At 73.8% G+C, this 20504-nt stretch carries 21 protein-coding genes; 14 read left to right on the forward strand and 7 right to left on the reverse strand.

The features are described 5' to 3' along the window. Positions 1 to 17: 17 nt before the first annotated feature. The gene (locus O7542_RS29635) at positions 18 to 485 is read right to left on the reverse strand and encodes a helix-turn-helix domain-containing protein (RefSeq protein ID WP_043328291.1); all 468 of its coding nucleotides are present in this window, start codon (positions 483 to 485) and stop codon (positions 18 to 20) included. A 170-nt stretch (positions 486 to 655) separates the two neighbouring features. Between O7542_RS29635 and O7542_RS29640 the strand changes: the two genes are divergently transcribed. From O7542_RS29640 to glmM, 6 genes are all read left to right on the forward strand, one after another. After that, on the forward strand, positions 656 to 913 hold the full coding sequence (locus O7542_RS29640) for a DUF6364 family protein (protein WP_030501570.1): 258 nt from the start codon (positions 656 to 658) through the stop codon (positions 911 to 913). Then, on the forward strand, positions 903 to 1196 hold the full coding sequence (locus tag O7542_RS29645; protein ID WP_166456947.1) for a type II toxin-antitoxin system PemK/MazF family toxin: 294 nt from the start codon (positions 903 to 905) through the stop codon (positions 1194 to 1196). The genes O7542_RS29640 and O7542_RS29645 overlap by 11 nt, the downstream gene beginning before the upstream one ends. A gap of 121 nt (positions 1197 to 1317) precedes the next feature. Beyond that, positions 1318 to 2685, forward strand: coding sequence for a nitrate/nitrite transporter (locus O7542_RS29650; RefSeq protein WP_166456946.1), 1368 nt, complete (start codon positions 1318 to 1320; stop codon positions 2683 to 2685). A 209-nt stretch (positions 2686 to 2894) separates the two neighbouring features. Next, entirely contained in the window at positions 2895 to 3338 is a 444-nt protein-coding gene (gene rplM / locus O7542_RS29655; RefSeq protein ID WP_013288574.1) for a 50S ribosomal protein L13, read from the forward strand. Between the two features lie 20 nt (positions 3339 to 3358). Continuing rightward, positions 3359 to 3823 (forward strand): 30S ribosomal protein S9, encoded by a 465-nt coding sequence (gene rpsI, locus O7542_RS29660; protein ID WP_030501567.1) that lies wholly within the window; start codon positions 3359 to 3361, stop codon positions 3821 to 3823. 116 nt (positions 3824 to 3939) lie between these two features. After that, entirely contained in the window at positions 3940 to 5295 is a 1356-nt protein-coding gene (gene glmM / locus O7542_RS29665; RefSeq protein WP_030501566.1) for a phosphoglucosamine mutase, read from the forward strand. A gap of 43 nt (positions 5296 to 5338) precedes the next feature. Here glmM and O7542_RS29670 read toward each other — a convergent pair whose 3' ends face one another. Together O7542_RS29670 and O7542_RS29675 are read right to left on the reverse strand one after the other, a co-directional pair. Then, positions 5339 to 6523 carry a pyridoxal phosphate-dependent aminotransferase gene (locus O7542_RS29670; protein WP_166456945.1) on the reverse strand — a complete coding sequence of 395 codons (1185 nt, stop codon included), beginning with the start codon at positions 6521 to 6523 and terminating at the stop codon, positions 5339 to 5341. Between the two features lie 31 nt (positions 6524 to 6554). Then, positions 6555 to 7535: an MmpS family transport accessory protein gene (locus O7542_RS29675; RefSeq protein ID WP_166456944.1), complete on the reverse strand. Its 981-nt coding sequence runs from the start codon at positions 7533 to 7535 to the stop codon at positions 6555 to 6557. Positions 7536 to 7806: 271 nt separating this feature from the next. On the opposite strand from O7542_RS29675, the gene glmS reads away from it, so the two are divergent. Then, a complete protein-coding gene (gene glmS / locus O7542_RS29680) occupies positions 7807 to 9720 on the forward strand; it encodes a glutamine--fructose-6-phosphate transaminase (isomerizing) (RefSeq protein WP_064446591.1) in 1914 nt (637 codons plus the stop codon). Positions 9721 to 9839: 119 nt separating this feature from the next. On the opposite strand, the gene O7542_RS29685 is transcribed toward glmS, so the two are convergent. Further along, entirely contained in the window at positions 9840 to 11492 is a 1653-nt protein-coding gene (locus tag O7542_RS29685) for an alpha/beta hydrolase (protein ID WP_281605504.1), read from the reverse strand. Beyond that, positions 11489 to 11791 (reverse strand): type VII secretion target, encoded by a 303-nt coding sequence (locus O7542_RS29690; RefSeq protein WP_069087943.1) that lies wholly within the window; start codon positions 11789 to 11791, stop codon positions 11489 to 11491. Before O7542_RS29690 ends, O7542_RS29685 begins: the two co-directional genes overlap by 4 nt. Before the next feature lie 220 nt (positions 11792 to 12011). On the opposite strand from O7542_RS29690, the gene O7542_RS29695 reads away from it, so the two are divergent. The 4 genes from O7542_RS29695 (at position 12012) to tsaE (ending at position 16246) form a co-directional block, all read left to right on the forward strand. Further along, positions 12012 to 13481: an NAD(P)H-hydrate dehydratase gene (locus O7542_RS29695; RefSeq protein WP_043328303.1), complete on the forward strand. Its 1470-nt coding sequence runs from the start codon at positions 12012 to 12014 to the stop codon at positions 13479 to 13481. A gap of 85 nt (positions 13482 to 13566) precedes the next feature. Continuing rightward, positions 13567 to 14685, forward strand: coding sequence for an alanine racemase (alr, locus tag O7542_RS29700; RefSeq protein WP_043328305.1), 1119 nt, complete (start codon positions 13567 to 13569; stop codon positions 14683 to 14685). Further along, positions 14682 to 15767, forward strand: coding sequence for an alpha/beta hydrolase (locus tag O7542_RS29705; protein WP_043328307.1), 1086 nt, complete (start codon positions 14682 to 14684; stop codon positions 15765 to 15767). Before alr ends, O7542_RS29705 begins: the two co-directional genes overlap by 4 nt. Continuing rightward, entirely contained in the window at positions 15764 to 16246 is a 483-nt protein-coding gene (gene tsaE, locus O7542_RS29710; RefSeq protein WP_043328309.1) for a tRNA (adenosine(37)-N6)-threonylcarbamoyltransferase complex ATPase subunit type 1 TsaE, read from the forward strand. Before O7542_RS29705 ends, tsaE begins: the two co-directional genes overlap by 4 nt. 1 nt (position 16247) lies before the next feature. On the opposite strand, the gene O7542_RS29715 is transcribed toward tsaE, so the two are convergent. Further along, a complete protein-coding gene (locus O7542_RS29715; protein WP_281605505.1) occupies positions 16248 to 17618 on the reverse strand; it encodes a lipase family protein in 1371 nt (456 codons plus the stop codon). A gap of 181 nt (positions 17619 to 17799) precedes the next feature. Between O7542_RS29715 and ung the strand changes: the two genes are divergently transcribed. Beyond that, complete coding sequence (gene ung / locus O7542_RS29720) at positions 17800 to 18498, forward strand: uracil-DNA glycosylase (protein WP_043328313.1); 699 nt, start codon at positions 17800 to 17802, stop codon at positions 18496 to 18498. On the opposite strand, the gene O7542_RS29725 is transcribed toward ung, so the two are convergent. After that, positions 18487 to 19212, reverse strand: coding sequence for a helix-turn-helix transcriptional regulator (locus O7542_RS29725; protein ID WP_281605506.1), 726 nt, complete (start codon positions 19210 to 19212; stop codon positions 18487 to 18489). The genes ung and O7542_RS29725 overlap by 12 nt on opposite strands. A 171-nt stretch (positions 19213 to 19383) precedes the next feature. On the opposite strand from O7542_RS29725, the gene tsaB reads away from it, so the two are divergent. Continuing rightward, positions 19384 to 20061, forward strand: a complete 678-nt coding sequence (gene tsaB, locus O7542_RS29730; protein ID WP_281605507.1) for a tRNA (adenosine(37)-N6)-threonylcarbamoyltransferase complex dimerization subunit type 1 TsaB — start codon at positions 19384 to 19386, stop codon at positions 20059 to 20061. Next, positions 20058 to 20501 (forward strand): ribosomal protein S18-alanine N-acetyltransferase, encoded by a 444-nt coding sequence (gene rimI, locus O7542_RS29735; protein ID WP_064446583.1) that lies wholly within the window; start codon positions 20058 to 20060, stop codon positions 20499 to 20501. The genes tsaB and rimI overlap by 4 nt, the downstream gene beginning before the upstream one ends. Positions 20502 to 20504: the final 3 nt, after the last annotated feature.

The raw sequence follows: 20504 nt of genomic DNA on the forward strand, positions 1-20504 counted from the left end.
ACTGGCCGGGCCCGGAACTACACGTCGTCGGTGAAACCCAGCGCGTCGGACTCCCACATCAGGGCCTCGTACGACTTCCGTCGCTCTTCCATTTGTCGTTGCCGGAATGCGAGGACGTCGCGGAGGAAGAGGCGCCGGTGGCTGCCGACCCGGTGGGAGGCGATCGATCCGTTCTCCAGGAGACGGACGAGTGTGGGGCGGGACATGCCCAGCAGCCTCGCCGCCTCGGTCGTCGTCAGTTCGCGGGAGATGGCGCTGATCGCGACGCCGTCGCCGCGGGCGAGCATCGCCGAGATCTGATGGAGGACGTCGAACATCTGGGCGGGAACCTCGACCTCTTCGCCGTCCGCCGAGACGAGTCGGGCCACGCCTTCGCCCGCAGCGAGGGGATGCCGTACGAGGAACTCCTCCATGGCGGCCGCCTTCCGGCGCTCCGCTCCCTCGGTGGGCATGACCGAGGCGGCCATGCCGGTGCTGAGGCTCATCGCGGCTCCCTGTGGCAGATGTGGCTCGCGTCCGTTCGGACCTCCTCCATGGTCGCGTCCAAGTGCAATATCCGCAACCAGCTTCACTTGTTTCACCTGCTGGTGTCCGATTCCTCGTCCGGCGGGAACGAGGATGACTGCTGGTCATACCGCTGGGTAGTCTTCCCGGCATGACCGCCAAGGTGACACTGTCGTTCTCCGACGAGACGATCGAGGAAGCGCGCCGGTTCGCCAAGCGGGAAGGGCTCTCCCTCTCCGCCTGGATGGACCAGGCCGCCCGGGAGAAGGCGCTGCGCGAGGTCTTCACCGCGCACGCCGACGCGGTCGGCCGTGCCGGCCTGGACCTGGAAGCCGCCGCCCTGGCCGACGCCCAGGAGGCCGCGCTCGTCGACGACGCCCTGTTCGGCGGGCGTCCGCGTGCTGCGTAGGGGTGAGGTCTGGCGCATCTCCGGCGCCCGGGAACGGTTCGGTCTGGTGATCAGCTCCGACGTCTACAACGCCACTGCGGTACCCATCGTGATCGTGGCCGAGGTGGTCGAGGAGTCGCTGCTGCGCGACTCGCCGCTGGCCGTGCCGATGGGCGCGTACGTGGTGATGCCCGACCGGATCTCCGCACCGATGAAGAAGTGGTTCGCCGAGTGCGTGGACGTGGCCGACACCGAGACCATGCAGCGGGTCGGCCGGGCCCTGCGGATCCTCCAGGAGCTGTGACCGCCTCACGGGCGCCCTCCGGCGGACGTGCGATCTCCGTTGCCGCGCCGACGCGCGCGGGGTACGCCGGGGAAACCGCCGGCTGAGAGCGTCCCCTCGTCATCGACGAGGAGGAGTCGCCGTGAGCACGCTCGTTTCCGCACCGACCCGGCCGTCGGCCCGCACCGCCGGACGGCTCACCGAATGGCGGCCGGAGGACCCGGCGTTCTGGGCCGCCGGGGGCGCCCGGGTCGCCCGGCGCAACCTGTACGTCTCGATCTTCGCCGAGCACGTCGGCTTCTCCGTGTGGAGCCTCTGGTCGGTGACCGTGTTGTTCCTGGGTCCCGAGTACGGCATCGACCCGGCCGGGAAGTTCCTGCTCACCGCCGTACCGGCCGCGCTGGGGGCGGTGCTGCGGCTGCCGTATACGCTGGCGGTGGCCCGCTTCGGCGGCCGGAACTGGACCATCGTGAGCGCGTTGCTGCTGCTCGTGCCGGCGGTGCCGATGGCGGTGCTGATCGAGCCCGGGGTGTCGTACGCCACGCTGATGGTGCTGGCCTGCCTGTCCGGCGTCGGCGGCGGCAACTTCGCCTCCTCGATGGCGAACATCAACCTGTTCTTCCCGGAGCGGCTCAAGGGCCGGGCGCTGGGGCTCAACGCCGGTGGCGGCAACCTGGGCGTACCTGCCGTGCAACTGGTGGGGCTGGCGGTGCTGGCGACGGCCGGCGCCGCGTACCCCCGGCTGGTGCCGGCGGTCTACCTGCCGCTGATCGTGCTGGCCGCGCTGGCCGCGGCCCGCTGGCTGGACAACGTTCCGGGGGCGCGCAACGAGCCGGGCGCGCTGCGCGCGGCGGCCCGCGACCCGCACACCTGGGTGATGTCGCTGCTCTACGTGGGCACGTTCGGCTCGTTCATCGGCTTCGGGTTCGCCTTCGGCCAGGTGCTCCAACTCCAGTTCCACGAGCGGTTCCCGACGCCCGTCGACGCCGCCTGGCTGACCTTTCTCGGGCCGCTGATCGGGTCGCTCATCCGGCCGGTGGGCGGCCAGCTCGCCGACCGGCTGGGCGGGGCCCGGGTCACGTTCTGGAACTTCGTGGCCATGGCCGCCGGCGCCGGGCTGGTGCTGTACGCGGCCCGGGAGCGCTCGTTCCCGCTCTACCTGGCCGGGTTCCTGGCGCTGTTCGTCTTCTCCGGCATCGGCAACGGCTCGACGTACAAGATGATCCCGGCGATCTTCCGGGCCCGGGCCGTCGCGGAGAGCGAGCTGACCGGCGACCCGGAGGCGGCGCAGCGGCGGGCCCGGCGCCTGTCCGGGGCGGTGATCGGCATCGCCGGGGCGGTCGGAGCCTCGGGCGGGGTGCTGGTGAACGTGGCGTTCCGGCAGTCGTTCCTGGCCTCCGGCACGGCTGACGCCGCCTACCTGGCATTCATCGCCTGGTACGCGCTCTGCTTCCTGGTGACCTGGGTGGTCTACCTGCGTCCCGGGCCGCGTACGCTGGTCGGCGTGTGAGCTGCGCCATGGCGAACGCGCAGGCCACGCGGGGTACTACCCCGTTTTGACCTGCCGCCGGGCGGCCGGGTATCGTTGCCTGCTGTTGTACGACATTCTTAGGCGTGCCGCATCAGGTACGCTTGGTCGTTCGTGCGCGCTGGTCCGGCTGGGTATTCCCGGTCACCTCGGCGCGCGACCCCAGACCGACGACGAGACAAGGTAGACCTGTGCGTACGTACAGCCCGAAGCCGGGTGAGATCGAGCGTCAGTGGCACGTCATCGACGCCTCTGATGTCGTGCTGGGCCGCCTGGCGACCCACGCCGCCACGCTCCTGCGTGGCAAGCACAAGCCGACTTTCGCGCCGCACGTCGACACGGGCGACTTCGTCGTCATCGTGAACGCGGGCAAGGTCGCGCTGACCGGCAACAAGCGCCAGACCAAGGTCGCTTACCGCCACTCCGGTTACCCGGGTGGTCTGAAGCGGGTCGGCTACGACGAGCTGCTCACCAAGCGGCCCGAGCGGGCCATCGAGCTGGCCGTGAAGGGCATGCTCCCGCACAACAAGCTGGGCCGTCAGCTTCTCAAGAAGCTGAAGGTCTACGCCGGTGCCGAGCACCCGCACACCGCGCAGCAGCCGGTGCCGTTCGAGATCAAGCAGATCGCGCAGTGAGCGCGGGCGAAGGAAGCAGCATGACCGACATCACCGCCACCGAGGTCGCCCCCGAGGCCACCGAGGCGCCGGCGCCCGTCGCGCGCGCGCCCCGTGGTGACCGCCCGATCCAGACCGTGGGTCGGCGCAAGGAAGCCATCGTCCGGGTCCGGATCGTCCCGGGCAGCGGCAAGATCACCTGCAACGGCCGCGACCTCGAGGCCTACTTCCCGAGCAAGGTGCACCAGCAGCTCATCAAGGACCCGCTGGTCACCGCCGAGAAGGCCGAGGCGTTCGACGTGATCGCCAACCTGCGTGGCGGCGGCACCACCGGCCAGGCCGGCGCGCTGCGGCTCGCCATCGCCCGGGCGCTGATCGTCAGCGAGCCCGACGACCGCCCGGCCCTGAAGAAGGCCGGCTTCCTGACCCGTGACGCCCGGGTCAAGGAGAGCAAGAAGTACGGCCTCAAGAAGGCCCGCAAGGCTCCTCAGTACTCGAAGCGCTGATCACCACAAGCGCCTTGTACTTCTGACGGACGGCCGGTCCGCTTCCCCTTCCCGGGAGGCGGACCGGCCGTTCCGCGTTTCTCTCCTCATCGGCAGTTCCACGGAGGTTGGCGGGTATGGGCCGGTTGTTCGGCACGGACGGCGTACGCGGGCGGGCGAACGCGGATCTCACCCCGGAGTTGGCGCTTGCGGTCGCGGTGGCCGCGGCCCACACGCTGGCCGAGACCGACAAGAGCCATCCGCCGCTCGCGGTGGTCGGCCGGGACACCCGGGCCAGCGGCGAGATGCTGGAGGCGGCGGTGGTCGCCGGGCTCACCAGCGCCGGCGCCAACGTGGTCCGGGTCGGCGTGCTGCCCACCCCGGCCGTGGCGTTCCTCACCGCCGAGGCCAAGGCCGACCTGGGCGTGATGCTGTCCGCCTCGCACAACCCGATGCCGGACAACGGCATCAAGCTGTTCGCCGCCGGCGGGCACAAGCTGCCCGACGAGATCGAGATGCGGATCGAGGAGGCGGTGAAGGCGAACGCCACCACCGCCTGGAAGCGCCCCACCGGCGCCGGCGTCGGCCGCGTACACGACCTGCTCGACGGCGCCGACCACTACGTGCAGCACCTGGTCGGCACCGTGCCGCACCGCCTCGACGGGATCAAAGTCGTGGTCGACTGCGCCAACGGCGCGGCGGCCGACGTCGCCCCGGTCGCCTACCGCGAGGCAGGCGCCGAGGTCATCGCCATCCACGCCGAGCCGGACGGGCTCAACATCAACGACGAGTGCGGTTCCAACCACATCGACGCGCTGCGCGCCGCCGTGGTCGAGCACGGCGCGCACCTGGGCATCGCCCACGACGGCGACGCCGACCGCTGCGTCGCGGTCACCGCCGACGGCGACGAGGTCGACGGTGACCAGGTCATGGCGATCCTCGCGCTGGCCATGCGGGACGCCGGCGAGCTGACCCAGGACACGCTGGTCGCCACCGTGATGAGCAACCTCGGTCTCCGGCTGGCCATGTCCGAGCACGGCATCCGGCTGGTCGAGACCAAGGTCGGCGACCGGTACGTGCTGGAGGAGCTGCGCGCCTCCGGCCTGGCGCTCGGCGGCGAGCAGAGCGGGCACATCGTGCTGCCCGCGTACGCGACCACCGGCGACGGCGTGCTGACCGGCCTGCACCTGATGGCGCGGATGGCCGCCACCGGCACCTCGCTGGCCGAGCTGGCCGCCGTGGTCACCAAGCTGCCCCAGGTGCTGATCAACGTGCCGGTCGGCGACCGTACCGTCGGCGCCGCCGCACCGGCTGTCCGGGCCGAGGTCGAGCGCGCCGAGGCGGAGCTGGGCGAGACCGGCCGGGTGCTGCTGCGCCCGTCGGGCACCGAGCCGCTGGTGCGGGTCATGGTCGAGGCGGCCACCGAGGACACCGCGCGCGAGGTCGCCGAGCGCATCGCCGAGCAGGTCCGCACCGCCAGCCCGGTCGCCTGAGCCACGCCGCCCGCCCGCTGGGGATCTCGCTCCAGCGGGCGGTTCAGTTTCCGCGCAGACCGCGCAGCCGGGTCACCGCCTCGGCCAGCACCTCCGGCCGCTTGCAGAACGCGAACCGGACCAGCCGTCGGCCGGCCTCCACGTCGTCGTAGAACACCTGCGTGGGCACCGCCACCACGCCGCAGCGCTCCGGCAGCGCCCGGCAGAACTCCACCCCGTCCCGGCCGCCGAGCGGCGTGACGTCGGCGGTGACGAAGTAGGTGCCCTCCGGCGCGAGTACGCCGAACCCGGCGTCGGCCAGCCCGGCGACGAGCTGGTCCCGGCGGCGTTGCATGTCGTCCCGGAACCCGGTGAAGTAGGCGTCCGGCAGCCCGAGCGCCACCGCCACCGCCGGTTGCAGCGGGCCGGCGTTGACGAACGTGAGGAACTGCTTCACCCGCAGCACCGCCGCCACCAGCGGCGCGGGTCCGCTCACCCAGCCGACCTTCCAGCCGGTGCAGGAGAACGTCTTGCCGGCCGACGAGATGCGTAGCGTCCGCTCCCGCATGCCGGGCAGCGTGGCCAGCGGCACGTGCGGCGCGGCGGCGTCGGTGAACACCAGGTGCTCGTACACCTCGTCGGTGACCGCGTACACGTCGTGTTCCCGGCACAGCTCGGCGACCGTCGTCAGCTCGTCTGCGGTGAAGACCTTGCCGGTCGGGTTGTGCGGCGAGTTCAGCAGCACCAGCCGGGTACGCGGCCCGAACGCGGCGCGCAGCTCGTCCGGATCGAACGCGTACCTGCCGTCGGCGCCGGGCCGCAGCGTCACCGGGCGGCGCACCGCTCCGGCGAGCGCGATCGAGGCGGCGTACGAGTCGTAGTACGGCTCGAAGCAGATCACCTCGTCACCCGGCTCGCACAGCGCGAGGATGCTCGCCGCGATCGCCTCGGTCGCGCCGGCCGTCACGACGATCTCGCCGTCCGGGTCGTACTCCAGGTCCCAGAACCGTCGCTGGTGCGCGGCGACGGCGACGCGCAGCGCGGGGATGCCCGGGCCGGGCGGGTACTGGTTGTGGCCGGTACGCAGCGCCTCGGCGGCGGCGGCGAGCATCTCCGGCGGGCCGTCGGTGTCCGGGAAGCCCTGCCCGAGGTTGACCGCCCCGGTACGCACGGCCAGCGCGGACATCTCGGCGAAGACGGTGGTGCCGAACGGCCGCATCCGGGCCACCAGGGGATCGGTCGTCGTCACGGCTGCGAGCCTACGGCCCGCCACCACGGGCTCACCAGCCGAAGCAGGTCACGCCCCACCTTCCCGACTTCTGGGAGACGACCTTGCCGTCGATGGTTATCCGGCAGGTCAACCCAGCAGCGCTTCCGGGCATGGTGACGATCTGGACCCGCTCACGGTTGTTCGTGGTGAACCTCAGCCGCCAGGACGAGTCCACCAGGTTGAGCTGGTGGAAGTCGCCGTTCGCGTCGTAGTACTGCACCTCCGCGTCGCCCTCGGAGCCGGTCACCTCGTACAGCACTGTGTACTTGCCGGGGCCGCCGGACGGGGTGGTCGCCGGCCTCGCCGGGGGCGCGCTCGGGTCGTCGGTCCAGTCGCCGGGCTCGCCGTAGATCGGCTCCTCGTACCCGGTGCCGGCTGCGGACCCGTCGTCCATGGTGCTGCCGAGGAAGGCCAGCCCGACGCAGCCGCAGACGATCAGCGCCAGGACGGTGACGATGCCGACCACCACCCCGACCGCCCAACCGCCGCCGCTGCGGCGCGGCGGCATCCCCGGGTACGCGTACGGCGGCGGGTAGGGCCCCGGCGGGTACGCGGTGGGCGGGTACGGCCCGGGCGGATACGTGCCGGGCTGGTAGGCGCTCGGCGGTGGGGACGAGCCAGGGGTGCCCGGCTGCGCCGGCCAGCCCGGTGCTCCCGGCTGGGCCGGCCACTGCGGTGCGTCCGGGTTGGCGGGCCCGCCCGGCGTCCCGGGCTGTCCCTGGTCGCCGGCGCCCGGTGAGTCGGCCGGAGCGGCCCGGCCCGGATCGCCCGCCGGCCGCCCCTCGGCGCCGCCCGCCGGACCGGGGTGACCGGCGCCGGGGGCGCTCCAGGGCGACGGCGACGACGGCGACCAGGGCTCGGGTGGCGTCCACGGCTGCGGAGCGGCCAGCGGGTCCGGCGGCGTCCAGGTGGAGGGTTGCGGGGGCACCGGCGCGGCGGTCGGGTCGACCGGTCCGGAGGTCGGCTCGGGGGTAGGGGTCGTCTCGGACATCGGCTCAGCTCACAGGGGTACGGCGCGGACGCCCGCGGAACGATGGGCCCGGGGGCGGAGCCCGGCCCCAATGTAGGCCGTGGCGGCCACCCGCGTGGACCCGGTCCGCCCGGTGCGCGGCACGTCCCGAACCGGTACGCAAACGGCAGATGAGCCCGGCTGGTGCGTTGTCCGACATAGCAACCCCGGTGTTCGGTTCGCTCAAATTCAGTGATCGTTAACCGGCCTTCCGAGCACGCGCGATGAGCGAAACTCGGTTAGGCTGCGGACCATGTGTGGAATCGTGGGTTACGCCGGTGCCCGCCCGGCGCTCGGCATCGTGCTTGACGGACTGCGGCGGCTCGAATACCGCGGCTACGACTCGGCCGGTGTCGCCGTGGTCTGCGAGGACGAGCTCCTGACCGAGAAGAAGGCCGGCAAGCTCGCGAACCTGGAGAAGGTCCTCTCCGAGCGGGCGGCCGACAACCCCGAGGACTGCGCCGCCAGCCCGATCGGCATCGGCGACGGCACCACCGGCATCGGCCACACCCGCTGGGCCACCCACGGCGGCCCGACCGACCGTAACGCCCACCCGCACCTCTCCCCGGACGGCCGCGTCGCGGTGATCCACAACGGCATCATCGAGAACTTCGCGAAGCTCCGCGCCGAGCTGGAGGACGAGGGCGTCGAGTTCGCCAGCGACACCGACACCGAGTGCGCCGCGCACCTGATCGCCCGCGCGCTGGCCGACCTGCGCGCGGCCGGCGAGACCGACAGCCCGCAGCTCCTCGCCGCCGCCATGCGCGTGGTCTGCGGGCGCCTGGAGGGCGCGTTCACGCTGCTCGCCGTCGACGCCGGCATCCCCGGCGCGGTGGTCGGCGCCCGGCGCAACTCGCCGCTGGTCGTCGGTCGGGGCGACGGCGAGAACTACCTGGCCAGCGACGTCGCCGCGTTCATCGAGCACACCCGGGACGCGGTCGAGCTGGGGCAGGACCAGATCGTCCTGATCACCCCGGACAGCATCGACATCACCGACTTCCACGGTCAGCCGGCCAGCGGCACCGACTTCCACATCGACTGGGACTCGTCGGCCGCCGAAAAGGGCGGCTACGACTGGTTCATGCTCAAGGAGATCGAGGAGCAGCCGCAGGCCATCGCCGACACGCTGCTGGGCCGGCTCACCGAGACCGGCGAGATCGCCCTCGACGAGGTCCGCCTCAGCGAGCAGGACCTGCGCGACGTCGACAAGATCTTCATCGTCGCCTGCGGCACCTCCTACCACGCCGGCCTGGTCGCCAAGTACGCCATCGAGCACTGGACCCGAATCCCCTGCGAGGTGGAGCTGGCCAGCGAGTTCCGCTACCGCGACCCGGTGCTGGACCGGTCCACGCTGATCGTGGTGATCTCGCAGTCCGGCGAGACGATGGACACGCTGATGGCGCTGCGCCACGCCAAGGAGCAGAAGGCCCGCGTGCTGGCCATCTGCAACACCAACGGCTCGACCATCCCGCGCGAGTCCGACGCCGTGCTCTACACCCACGGCGGCCCGGAGATCGCCGTCGCCTCCACCAAGGCGTTCCTCACCCAGGTCGTCGCCTGCTACCTGATCGGCCTGCACCTGGCCCAGGTGCGCGGCATCAAGTTCGCCGACGAGGTGGGCGCGGTGGTCGCCCAGCTCCAGGAAATGCCGGGCAAGCTGCGGGAGCTGCTGGACCGGATCGAGCCGGTCCGCGAGCTGGGCCGCGAGCTGAAGTCCGAGCCGACGGTGCTGTTCATCGGCCGGCACGTGGGCTACCCGGTGGCGCTGGAGGGCGCGCTGAAGCTCAAGGAGCTGGCGTACATGCACGCCGAGGGCTTCGCCGCCGGTGAGCTGAAGCACGGCCCGATCTCGCTGATCGACCAGGGCACCCCGGTGATCTGCATCGTGCCGTCGCCGGTCGGCCGGGGCATGTTGCACGACAAGGTCGTCTCCAACATCCAGGAGGTACGCGCCCGGGGCGCCCGCACGATCGTGATCGCGGAGGAGGGCGACCAGGCGGTGGTCCGCTACGCCGACCACCTGATCTACGTGCCGCGTACGCCGACACTGCTGGCGCCGCTGGTGACCACCGTGCCGTTGCAGGTGCTCGCCGCCGAGATCGCCGCCGCCCGCGGGCACGACGTGGACCAGCCCCGGAACCTGGCCAAGTCGGTCACCGTCGAGTAGTCCGCTTTTCGCCAGCGGTCCCTCCACCCGTCGGCCGGGGGGAGGGACCGCGCCGTCTCCGGCCCGCCCCGGGCGGCTCCCGGATCCTTTGGGACGGCCGCCGGACGGCATCGGGCGGCTCATCGGCCCAGCACGATCCGGGCCATCCCGTCCAGCGCCGGGTTGTCCGGGTCCCAGTAGCCGGTGTGACCGTGCGGGGCGCTCGGGAACCGCCGCCCGCCGAAACCCGGCGCGCTCGGGTCGGCGCCGAACCAGAGCCGCTCGGCGTGCGGGTCGAGCACGGCCAGCGCCGGGCCGAGCGGCGTGCCGGCGAGCAGGGCGCGGCGGGCCCGCTCGTCCGGCGGACGCGCCAGCCGGATCACGTCGTCCGGCGCGGTCGACGACCAGACCTCGCCGGCGCGCATCCGCAGCTCGGTGGCGTGGTCGACGCCGACGCCGGGCGAGCCGACGAATACCAGCGCGTCCGCGCTCAGCCCGTGGTCCCGGGCGGCGGCGCCGACCACCAGCGAGCCGTAGCTGTGCCCGAGCACCGTCTGCCGGGCCGGCGAACCCTCGTGTGCGGCGCGTAGCCCTTCCTGGAACCGGTGCAGAGCCGGCCCGGCGTCCTCGGCCTGCCGGGGGCCGGCCGCCTCGGTGAGGAAGTCGGGCGCGTCGTAGTCCAGCCAGAGCACCGCCGCCGCCTCCTCGCCCGGCCCCAGCGCCGCGCACCGCTGCAGCACCCGGGCGGCCCGGCCCAGCTCGTCCGGCGCGTCGGCGAGGTCCGAGGTCATGCCCGGGACGTAGGTCAGCACCGCGGCGGACCGGTCCGGGTTGCCGAGCGCCACCACCGCGCGCCCGTCGCCGCGCGGGTCCAGCCCCAGCAGGTACGCCCGCGGCAGCCCGGGCGCGGCGAGCCGCTCGCTCAGCCGGTTCAGCCCGCGCAGCGCTGCCTCGACGCCGGCGAGCCGGACCCGCCGGGACGCCTCCAACGGTCCGGCCGGCAGCGGCCGCAGCAGCGCGAGCCGCCGGACGAGCAACTGCTCCCGCCGGTCGCCGAGCAGCAGCCGGTTGGCCTGGTCCCGGGCGGCGGCCGGCACGCCGTCGAGGCGGCCGATCCGATCCGGTTCCCGCCCGACCAGCCAGCGCCGCTCGGCCGCGCTCAGCCCGGCCCACCAGCGGCTCACCTCGGCCGGCCCGGCGCCGGGGCCCGGCCGCCACGCGGGCGGGACGCTGACCCAGCCGGTCACCGTGGCGGTGGTCAGCTCCGCCAGGCGGCGAGCCGCCTCCCGGTCGGCGGCGCCGGCGAGTGTCAGCGCGCCCCGGATCCCGGCCCGCGCGTCCACCACCGCCGGACCGGCCCGGGACACCGGGCGGGCCGGATCGGACCGCACCGCGCCGGCACGGTCGACGAGCAGGCCGCCGGACTCGGCGCGGGCCACCTCCGCGCCGAGGCGGGCCTTCGCCGCCCCCAGCCGGGCGCCGAACTCGGCCAGCACCTGGTCTACCTCGAACAGGGCGGGCAGCACGTCGGTGAGGTCGGTGCGCAGGTCCCCGATCCGCTGCTGGGCCGCGACCGAGGCGGCGCCCGACCACCCGGGCCGGAGCGTGCCGATCCGGGCGGTCAGCGCGTCGGCGCGACGGCGCACCGGCCCGGCGAGCCCTCGCCAGGCCACCCCGGCCGTGGACCAGGCAGCCGGATCGGCCCGCCAGAGCTGCGCGTACCCGACGTCCGCCGGGCCCTCGCCGGGCCCTCCGGAGCTCGGATCGGGCCGCCCGGGAGCGCCGCCGGTCACCGGAGCACCCCGCTGAGGCGGCGCGCGGCGCGCTCGTCCACCGCCTCGTAGCCGTCCGCCCCGCGGCGCAACGCCCCGGCGGTGTCGGCCACCCGGGCGCCGAGCGCGCCGGACCAGCGCCTTACCGCGGACTCCAGGTCGGCCAGCGCCGCCCCGGCCCGCCAGCCGTCCGGCGCCGCCACCAGCAGCGCCTCCGGCGCCGCCCCCGGCCCTCGGGCCAGCCGGTACGCGTCGTCGGCCAGCTCCCGTGCGACCGCGCGCAGCAGCTCCGGGTCGACGTCGAACGGTTTCTCCACCACGTGACCTCCCCAGGTCGCCCGACGCCACCCACCGGCCCCGGACACCGGGACGCTAGGCCGTCCGGCGACCCGGCCGCCGACCCCTGTGGACAACGGCCGGGGTTTTCCACAGGGCGTTTCCGTCAGCCGGTCCCGGGTTCGTACCGCCGGTAGGGTGAGGCCGTGATCGGGACAGCCGCGGGCGGGCGCTGAGCCGGCGCGACGAACGGGACGGGGTGGCATGAGACCGGTATGGCGCGTCGCGGACGTTCGCGCGGCGGAGGCGGGCCTGATGGCCACCCTTCCGCCCGGGGCGCTGATGCAGCGGGCCGCGGCCGGGCTGGCCCGGCGCTGCGCCTTGCTGCTCGGTGACCGGGGCGGGGTCTACGGCGCCCGGGTGCTGCTGCTGATCGGCTCCGGCGACAACGGCGGTGACGCGCTCTTCGCGGGCGCGCACCTGGCCCGCCGGGGCGCGGCGGTGGCCGCGCTGCTGCTGAGCCCCGGGCGGGCGCACGCGGAAGGGCTGGCGGCCCTGCGTGCCGCCGGCGGGCGCGTCGTCGATCGGCCGCCCGCCGGAGCCGACCTGGTGCTCGACGGGATCGTGGGCATCGGCGGCACCGGTGGGCTGCGGGAGACCGCCGAGCAGTTGGCCGCGAGCCTGACCGGGCAGCGCGGGCGCGACGGTGGGCCCGCCACGGTGGTCGCTGTCGATGTGCCGAGCGGCGTCGCTGTCGACACCGGCCACGTCCCGCTGACCGACGCCGGGCGGCCCCGCGCGGTCCGCGCCGACGTGACGGTGGCGTTCGGCGCGCTCAAACCGGCGCTGGTCGTCGGCCCGGCCGCCGAGCTGGCCGGCGAGGTCGAGCTGGTCGACATCGGGCTGACGCCGTGGCTGCGCGGCACCCCGGCGCTCCAGGTGATCGAGCAGACAGACGTGGTCGGCTGGTGGCCGGAGCTGGGCGCGTCGTCGGAGAAGTACACCAGGGGTGTGGTCGGCGTGGCCACCGGCTCGGCCACCTACCCCGGCGCCGCGGTGCTCTCGGTCGCCGGGGCGCTCGCCGGCCCGACCGGCCTGGTCCGCTACGCCGGGAGCGCCAAGGGCGAGGTGCTGCACCAGCACCCGTCGGTGATCGCCACCGGCCGGGTCGCGGACGCGGGCCGGGTGCAGGCGTGGGTGTGCGGCTCCGGCCTCGGTACGGGCGAGGAGTCCGCCGCCGAGCTGCGCGCGGTGCTTGCCGCGCCGGTGCCGGTGGTGCTCGACGCGGACGCGCTGACGCTGCTCGTCGACGGCAAGCTGGCCGACCGGCTGCGCGGCCGGGACGCGCCGATCGTGGTGACGCCGCACGACCGGGAGTACGCCCGGCTCTGCGGCGAGATGCCGGGGGAGGACCGGGTCGCCGCCGCGCTGCGGCTGGCCGCCTGGATGAACGCGGTGGTGCTGCTCAAGGGTGACCACACGATCATCGGCACGCCCGACGGCCGCGCGTACGTGAACCCGACCGGCACGCCGGTGCTCGCCACCGGTGGCACCGGCGACGTGCTGGCCGGGTTGCTCGGTTCGCTGCTCGCCGCCGGGCTGGCCCCGGAGCGGGCGGCCGCCGCGGCGGCGTACCTGCACGGGCTGGCCGGCCGGGAGGCGGCGCGCGGCGGTCCGGTCACCGCGCCCGACGTGGCGGCGGCGTTGCGTCCGGTACTGGCCCGGCTGGGCTGATCCGGGCGGCGACGCCCGGGTGGCGACGGGCACCGCCCGCACGGCTCAGGGCGCTGATGATCACTGACGGAAGTAGGCTGGGGACATGTGGCAGTCGGAGGTGCGCGTCGACCTGGACGCGATCCGGGAGAACGTGACCCGGCTCAAGGCCGGCACCAGCGCCGAGCTGATGGCGGTGGTCAAGGGCGACGGCTACGGCCACGGCATGGTGCCCGCCGCCCGCGCGGCGCTCGACGCGGGGGCGGACCAGCTCGGCGTCTGCACGCTGGACGAGGCGCTGCGGCTGCGCCAGGACGGCATCACCGCGCCGGTGCTGGCCTGGCTGCTCACACCCGGGCTGCCGCTGCACGACGGGATCACCGTCGGCGTCGACCTCGGCTGCGCCAGCCTCACCCAGCTCGACGAGATGATCGAGGCGAGCCGCCGGGCGGACCGCCCGGCCCGGCTGCACCTCAAGATCGACACCGGGTTGGCGCGGGGCGGCGCCACCGTCGCCGACTGGCCGGCGCTGCTGGAGGCCGCCGCGAAGGCCCAGGCCGACGGCCTGGTCGAGGTGGTCGGCGTGTGGAGCCACTTCGTGTACGCGGACTCGCCCGGCCACCCCACCACCGACCGCCAGCTCGCCGTCTTCCACGAGGGGCTGGAGATGGTGACGCGCGCCGGTCTGCGCCCTCGGTACCGCCACCTGGCCAACTCGGCCGCCACGCTGACCCGGCCGGACACGCACTTCGACCTGGTCCGGCCCGGCATCGCGGTCTACGGTCTGTCGCCGGTCGCGGGCGAGCAGTTCGGCCTGCGCCCGGCGATGACCGCCCGCGCCCGGGTGATGCTGACCAAGCGGGTCGCGGCCGGCACCGGCGTCTCCTACGGGCACACCTACCTCACCGAGCAGGAGACCAACCTGGCGGTGGTGCCGCTCGGCTACGCCGACGGTGTGCCCCGGCACGCCTCCAACACCGGCCCGGTGCACCTCGCCGGCAAGCGCCGGAACATTTCCGGCCGGGTCTGCATGGACCAGTTCGTGGTCGACTGCGGCGACGACGAGGTGGCCGCCGGTGACATGGTGACGCTGTTCGGCGACGGCGCGGACGGCGGGCCCACAGCCGACGACTGGGCCGAGGCGGTCGGCACCATCAACTACGAGATCGTGACCCGTTTCGGCGGCGTGCGGGTGCCCCGGTTCTACGACGGCGAGCGCGCATGAGTCTCCGGTTGCCGCGTCCGCGTACCGCCGCCGGCAAGGTCGCCGGGCTGGTCGGCGCCGCCGTCGGGGTGGCCGCCGCCGGGCTCGCGGCGGGCGTGGTCAGCGAGCGGGTACTGGTCCGCCGGCTCAAGAACGACCCCACCGACAGGTACGCCGACGAGGTCTTCGGCGAGCAGCGCTACGACCAGGCGTACCGGCTGGAGATGCCGGACGGCACCGACATCCACGTGGAGGTGGTCGAGCCGACCCGCCCGGTCGCCGGGCACCCGACTGTGGTGCTGGTGCACGGGTTCTGCCTGGACATGGGCACGTTCCACTTCCAGCGCAAGCGGCTCGCCGAGCGCGGCGACTACCGGGTGGTCGCGTACGACCAGCCGGGGCACGGCCGTTCCGGCCGGCTGGAGAGCGGCGAGTACGACCTGACCGCGCTGGGCCACACGCTGCGCCGGGTGCTCGACGAGGTGGCCCCGGAGGGCCCGCTGGTGCTGGTCGGGCACTCGATGGGCGGCATGACGATCATGGCGCTGGCCGAGCTGTACCCGGAGATGTTCGGTGACCGCGTGGTCGGCACCGTGCTGATGGCGACCTCGGGCGGTCTGGCGGCGGAGACGAAGCTGGTGGCGCCCGCGCTGCTCGGCCGCGTCGGCTCGCCGGTGCTCTACATGATGAGCAACGCCACCCGGTACGGCGGCACGGTGATCGACCGGGCGCGCCGGTCGACCTCGAACGTGGCCTGGCTGCTCACCCGCAAGTACGGCTTCGGCACCTCGGCGCCGAGCCCGGCCCTGGTGTCGTACGTCGAGATGATGAACTCGCGCACCTCGGCCGACACGGTCACCCGCTACCTGCGGACGATCGCCACCCACTCCCGGTTCCCGGCGCTGGCCGCGCTGGCCGGCACGCCGGTGCTGGTGATCGTGGGGGACAAGGACATGATCACGCCGGTGACGCACTCCGAGGAGATCGTCCGGCGGCTGCCGCACGCCGAGTTCGTGAAGATCGACGACAGCGGGCACGTGGTGATGCTGGAGCACGCCGACGAGGTGAACGCGGCGCTGGAGAGGTTCCTGGATTCGCTATGACAGTGGTCGTGGAGCTGAAGACGGTCGACGACACCCACGAGTTCGGGCGTCGGCTGGCCGGGGTGCTGCGCGCGGGTGACCTGCTGCTGCTCAGTGGCCCGCTCGGGGCCGGCAAGACCGCGCTGACCCAGGGCATCGGCGCCGGCCTGGGCGTACGCGGCGACATCACCTCGCCCACCTTCGTCATCGCCCGGGTGCACCGCCCCGACCCGGATCGGGGCGGCCGGGTGACGCTCGTGCACGCCGACGCGTACCGCCTGGGTGAGGCCGCCGACCCGCGGGCGGAGATCGACGACCTCGACCTGGACGCCTCGGTGGACGAGGCGGTGACAGTGGTGGAGTGGGGCGAGGGAATGGTCGAGCAGCTGGTCGACGCGCACCTGCGGGTACGCATCGACCGCCGCGACGACGACACCCGGGCGGTCACGCTGGAACCGGTCGGTGGCGACTGGGCCGCCCGGGTCGCCGAACTGTCCTGAGTCAGGGCTGAAGGGGCATCGTCCAGCAGTTGGAGTAGGCGGTCCGCCCGGCGAGCCGGTCGCTCATCCAGGCCACCGCGTCGCCCTGGTCGGTGATGAGCGGCACCAGGTGGTTGGTGAGGATCTTGTCGCCGAGGTTGGGCAGGCTGATCGCCTGGTAGGTCACGTTGCCGCCCTTGCGGCACCAGTCGACAGCCAGTTGACGGGCCTGCCGGTGGGGCACGATGTCGTCCTGGATGCCTGTTGCCACACGTACCGGGCCGGTGGGCTTGAGCGTGCCGATGCGCTGCCGGTCGAGGACGGCCTGGGCCTCGGGCGAGGCGGCGATGACGGCGGTGAGGGAGCGGCCGCCGGTGATCCACTTGCTGCTCCTGGTGAACGCGTACCGGAGGATCGCGTCGCCGACGCACATGGTCGAGGTGTCCTTCAGCGCCGCCCGGCCGGTGTCGTTGACGGCGGCCTCGATGACGTCCCGCAGCGCCGGGTCGGACTGGGCGAAGCCGTTCAGCGACCATCCCAGCGCCCCCACCAGCGCGCTGCCGTCGATGCCGCCGATGACCGCGGTGAGGTCGGCGGGCGGCGCGCCGACGTAGGTGCCGGCGAGCGGCACGTCGGGCGCGTAGGTGGAGTGGAGTTCGGCGGCCGCGGCGCTGGCGCCCCCGCCCTGGCTGTATCCGTACAGACCGACGCGGGACTGGGCGGTGACCGATGCTCCGGGTACGGCGCGGGCGGCGCGGGCCGCGTCGAGCAGGGCGTGGCCGCCGTCGAGGCGGTTGACGTAGGTGTGTAGCCGGTCGGTCGCGCCCAGGCCGACGTAGTCGGTGACGACGACCGCCGCGCCGGTGGCGAGGAGGCGATAGATCGCCAGGGCCTCGTAGCCGACGGACAGGGTGTCGCCGGTGAGCGTGAGCGGGTGTTGCAGCGAGAACGACGGCGCGCACTGGTCGCCCTGCCCCATGGTTCCGGAGGCGACGGCCACCAGCGGGCGCGGGCCGGCGCCCCGCCACGCCGCCGACGGTTCGATGTAGGCGCCGGTCACCGCGACGGGCCGGCCGTTGGAGTCGGTGGACCGGTACATGAGTCGGGTGGCGGTGCCGGGCATCGGGCGGCCGTCGAGCCCGGGAATGCTCAGGCCGAGCGGCAGGGGTTCGGTGCGGATCAGCGTGCCGTTGGTGGCGGGCAGGTCGGTGGGCGGGTGGTAGAAGGCGGGGATGGTCACGCCGCGGGAGACCACGGGCGTGGCGTCGTCGGCGGCTGCGGCTGCGCCGGATCCGGCCAGGTAGGTGGCTGCCGCCGCGGCGACGGCGAGGATCCGGAGGCCGATCGCGCGGCGGGCGGAGGGCGTGCGGGGACGGGTGTTCCTGCTGCTCACGGGCACTCCTAGCGAGCATCGATGGTGGTGGATGCAAGCTAGCAGTGGTGGTGTGGCGTAAGTAACTTGCCAGTAGGTTACGCTCCGGTAACTTTTCTCGTCCAGTACCCGGCCCGGCCGCTGCCCGGGAGTGTCGGTCGCGGCTGGTAGGAAGATGGCGACCGACTAGGAGAGGTTGCCGATGCCCGACGCCCCCACCCTGGACCTGCCGGCGCTGTTGCCGGAGGCCTGGCGTGCCGTGCTCACCCCCCACCTCGACCCGGCCCGCACCGCCGCGCTGGCCGAGTTCGTCACCCGGGAGTACGCGACCGCCACGGTCTTCCCGCCGCTGGAGGACCTGTTCTCCGCCTACCGGCACTGCGCCCCGGCCGACACGAGGGTGCTCATCCTCGGCCAGGACCCGTACCACAAGGCGGGCCAGGCGCACGGGCTGAGCTTCAGCGTGCGCGAGGGGGTGGCGGTGCCGCCGTCGCTGCGCAACGTCTTCAAGGAGCTGAGCGAGGACCTGGGCGTGCCCAAGCCGCGCAGCGGAAACCTCGACGGCTGGGCCGCGCAGGGCGTGCTGCTGCTCAACTCGGTGCTGACGGTCCGGCAGGCCACCCCCGGCTCGCACGCGAACAAGGGCTGGGAGGAGTTCACCGACGCCACGATCCGGGCGCTGGACGCGCTCGACCAGCGCGTGGTCTTCCTGCTCTGGGGCGGCTACGCCCGCAAGAAGGCGGCGCTGGTGACCAACCCGCGGCACGTGGTGCTGGAGGCCGGGCACCCGAGCCCGATGAACCCGCGCGGCTTCCTCGGCAGCCGTCCGTTCAGCGCGGCAAACAAGGCGCTCGCCGACGCGGGGCTGCCCACCGTCGACTGGGAACGCTCAGCCGGCTGACCCGTCCGGCGCCTCGCCCGCCGCGGCGAGGCGCCGGCGGTACCGGGACAGCAGCTCGGCCGTACGCTTGTCGGTCACCTCCACCTCGATCAGCGGCTCCACCGGGTACGTACGTTCACCGAGGCGGACCTCGATGGGCTCGGGCAGTTCGTCGCACATCCGGGCCCGCAGCTCGCCGAACCGGGTCCGCCAGCGGTGCTCGCCCGGTTCCTCGGGCTCCGGGTGGCCCCCGCCCCACTCCTGCCATCGGGCATCCCAGCGCTGCGCGCGGCCCCGCTCCAGGAACGCCGTGAACCGCGGGGAGTCCCGCCACCGCACCGCGATCTCGACCGCGTCCACCGGCAGTGGCGCGCCCTGCAACAGGGCCGCCGTGCCGCCCGCCAGCACGTACGGCAGGTCGCCCAGCGCGTCCATGATCGGGTCGAGCCGGAGATGATCGATCCGCTCGGTCAGCGCGGTCCCGGCCATTTCGTCAAGCGCCGCGTCCAGGTGACTGTCCAGCGGCTCGACCTCGATCCGCAGTTGCCGATCCAGCGCGGCGAGCAGACGTTCCGCGGTGGTCAGGCTGGGCAGCCGGTCGCCGCGCTCGATCCGGGCGACGGCGGCCTGGCTGATCCCGACCCGCACGGCCAGGGCCTGCTGGGTGAGCCCGGCCAGTTCCCGTTCGTGGCGCAGGGCGCGGGCGATCTCCTGGGCCAGGCGACTCTCCGTCATCTCCGGAGGATGGCAACTCGCCGTCGAGCGATATACCTGTGAGTCATATTTATGACCGAGAGGTATATCGCTCCCAGGTCACCTCTTCCGTCGGGACACTACGCACCGTGACCGGGTCAGCGGCGAGGGCGTGCCGAGGGCGGACGGGGCGGACGGCTAGGCTGGCTTACCGTGCTCGTACTCGTGGTGGACTCCTCGACGCCCGCGGTGACCGCGGCGCTGGCCGAGGTCTCGGCGGACGGCGTCGCGGTTCGCGCGTCCCGGTGCACCGTCGATGCCCGCGCCCACGGCGAGCTGCTCGCGCCGCAGGTCGACGCCGTGCTGGCGGACGTCGGCGCGCGGCCCGCCGACCTGGCCGCGATCGTCGCCGGCCTCGGCCCGGGCCCGTTCACCGGGCTGCGCGTCGGGCTGGTCACCGCCGCCACCATGGGTCAGGTGCTCGGCGTCCCCACGTACGGTGTCTGCTCGCTGGACGGGCTCGGCCACCCGGCGGCCGCCGGCGAGCCGGTGCTGGCGGCGAGCGACGCGCGGCGGCGGGAGATCTACTGGGCCGTCTACGACGGCGCCGGTCAGCGCCTGGCCGGCCCGGAGGTGGCGGCCCCGGCGGTGGTCGCGCAGCGGGCGCGCGACCTGGCGGTCACCGTCGCGGTGGGCGACGGCGCGCACCGGTACGCGGACGTGCTCGGCCTGCCGGTGCGGGACGAGCCGCGCTACCCGGACCCGCTGGCGCTGGCGCGTCTCGCCGCGCCGCGGATCCGCGCGGGCGCGCCCGGTGAGACGCTCACCCCGCTCTACCTGCGCCGCCCGGACGCGGTCGCCGCCACCGGCCACAAGCCGGTCCTGCCATGAGGCTGGGCCGGTTCCGCTGGTGGCACGTCGAGGAGGTGCTGCCCATCGAGGCGGACCTGTTCGGCGCCGAGCAGTGGTCGGCGGCGATGTTCTGGAACGAACTCGCCAACGGCCACTTCTATCTCGCCGCCACCGACGACGACGGCACCGTGCTCGGCTACGCCGGGCTGGCCGTCTACCCGCCCGACGAGGCGTGGGTGCAGAACGTCGCGGTCCGCCGGGACGCGCAGCGGCGGGGCATCGGCCGGCTGCTGCTGGAGGCGCTGCTCGCCGAGGCGGCCCGGCGCGGCGTCCGCAGCACGCTGCTGGAGGTCGCCGCGGACAACGCCCCGGCGCAGCGGCTCTACGCCGGCTACGGCTTCGAGCCGATCGGCGTACGGCGCGGCTACTACCAACCGAGCAACACCGACGCGCTGGTCATGCAGCGCAACGAGGACTGACGC

Origin of the sequence: Micromonospora sp. WMMC264 (genome assembly GCF_027497275.1) — a bacterium.
GTDB classification, from domain to species: domain Bacteria; phylum Actinomycetota; class Actinomycetes; order Mycobacteriales; family Micromonosporaceae; genus Micromonospora; species Micromonospora chalcea.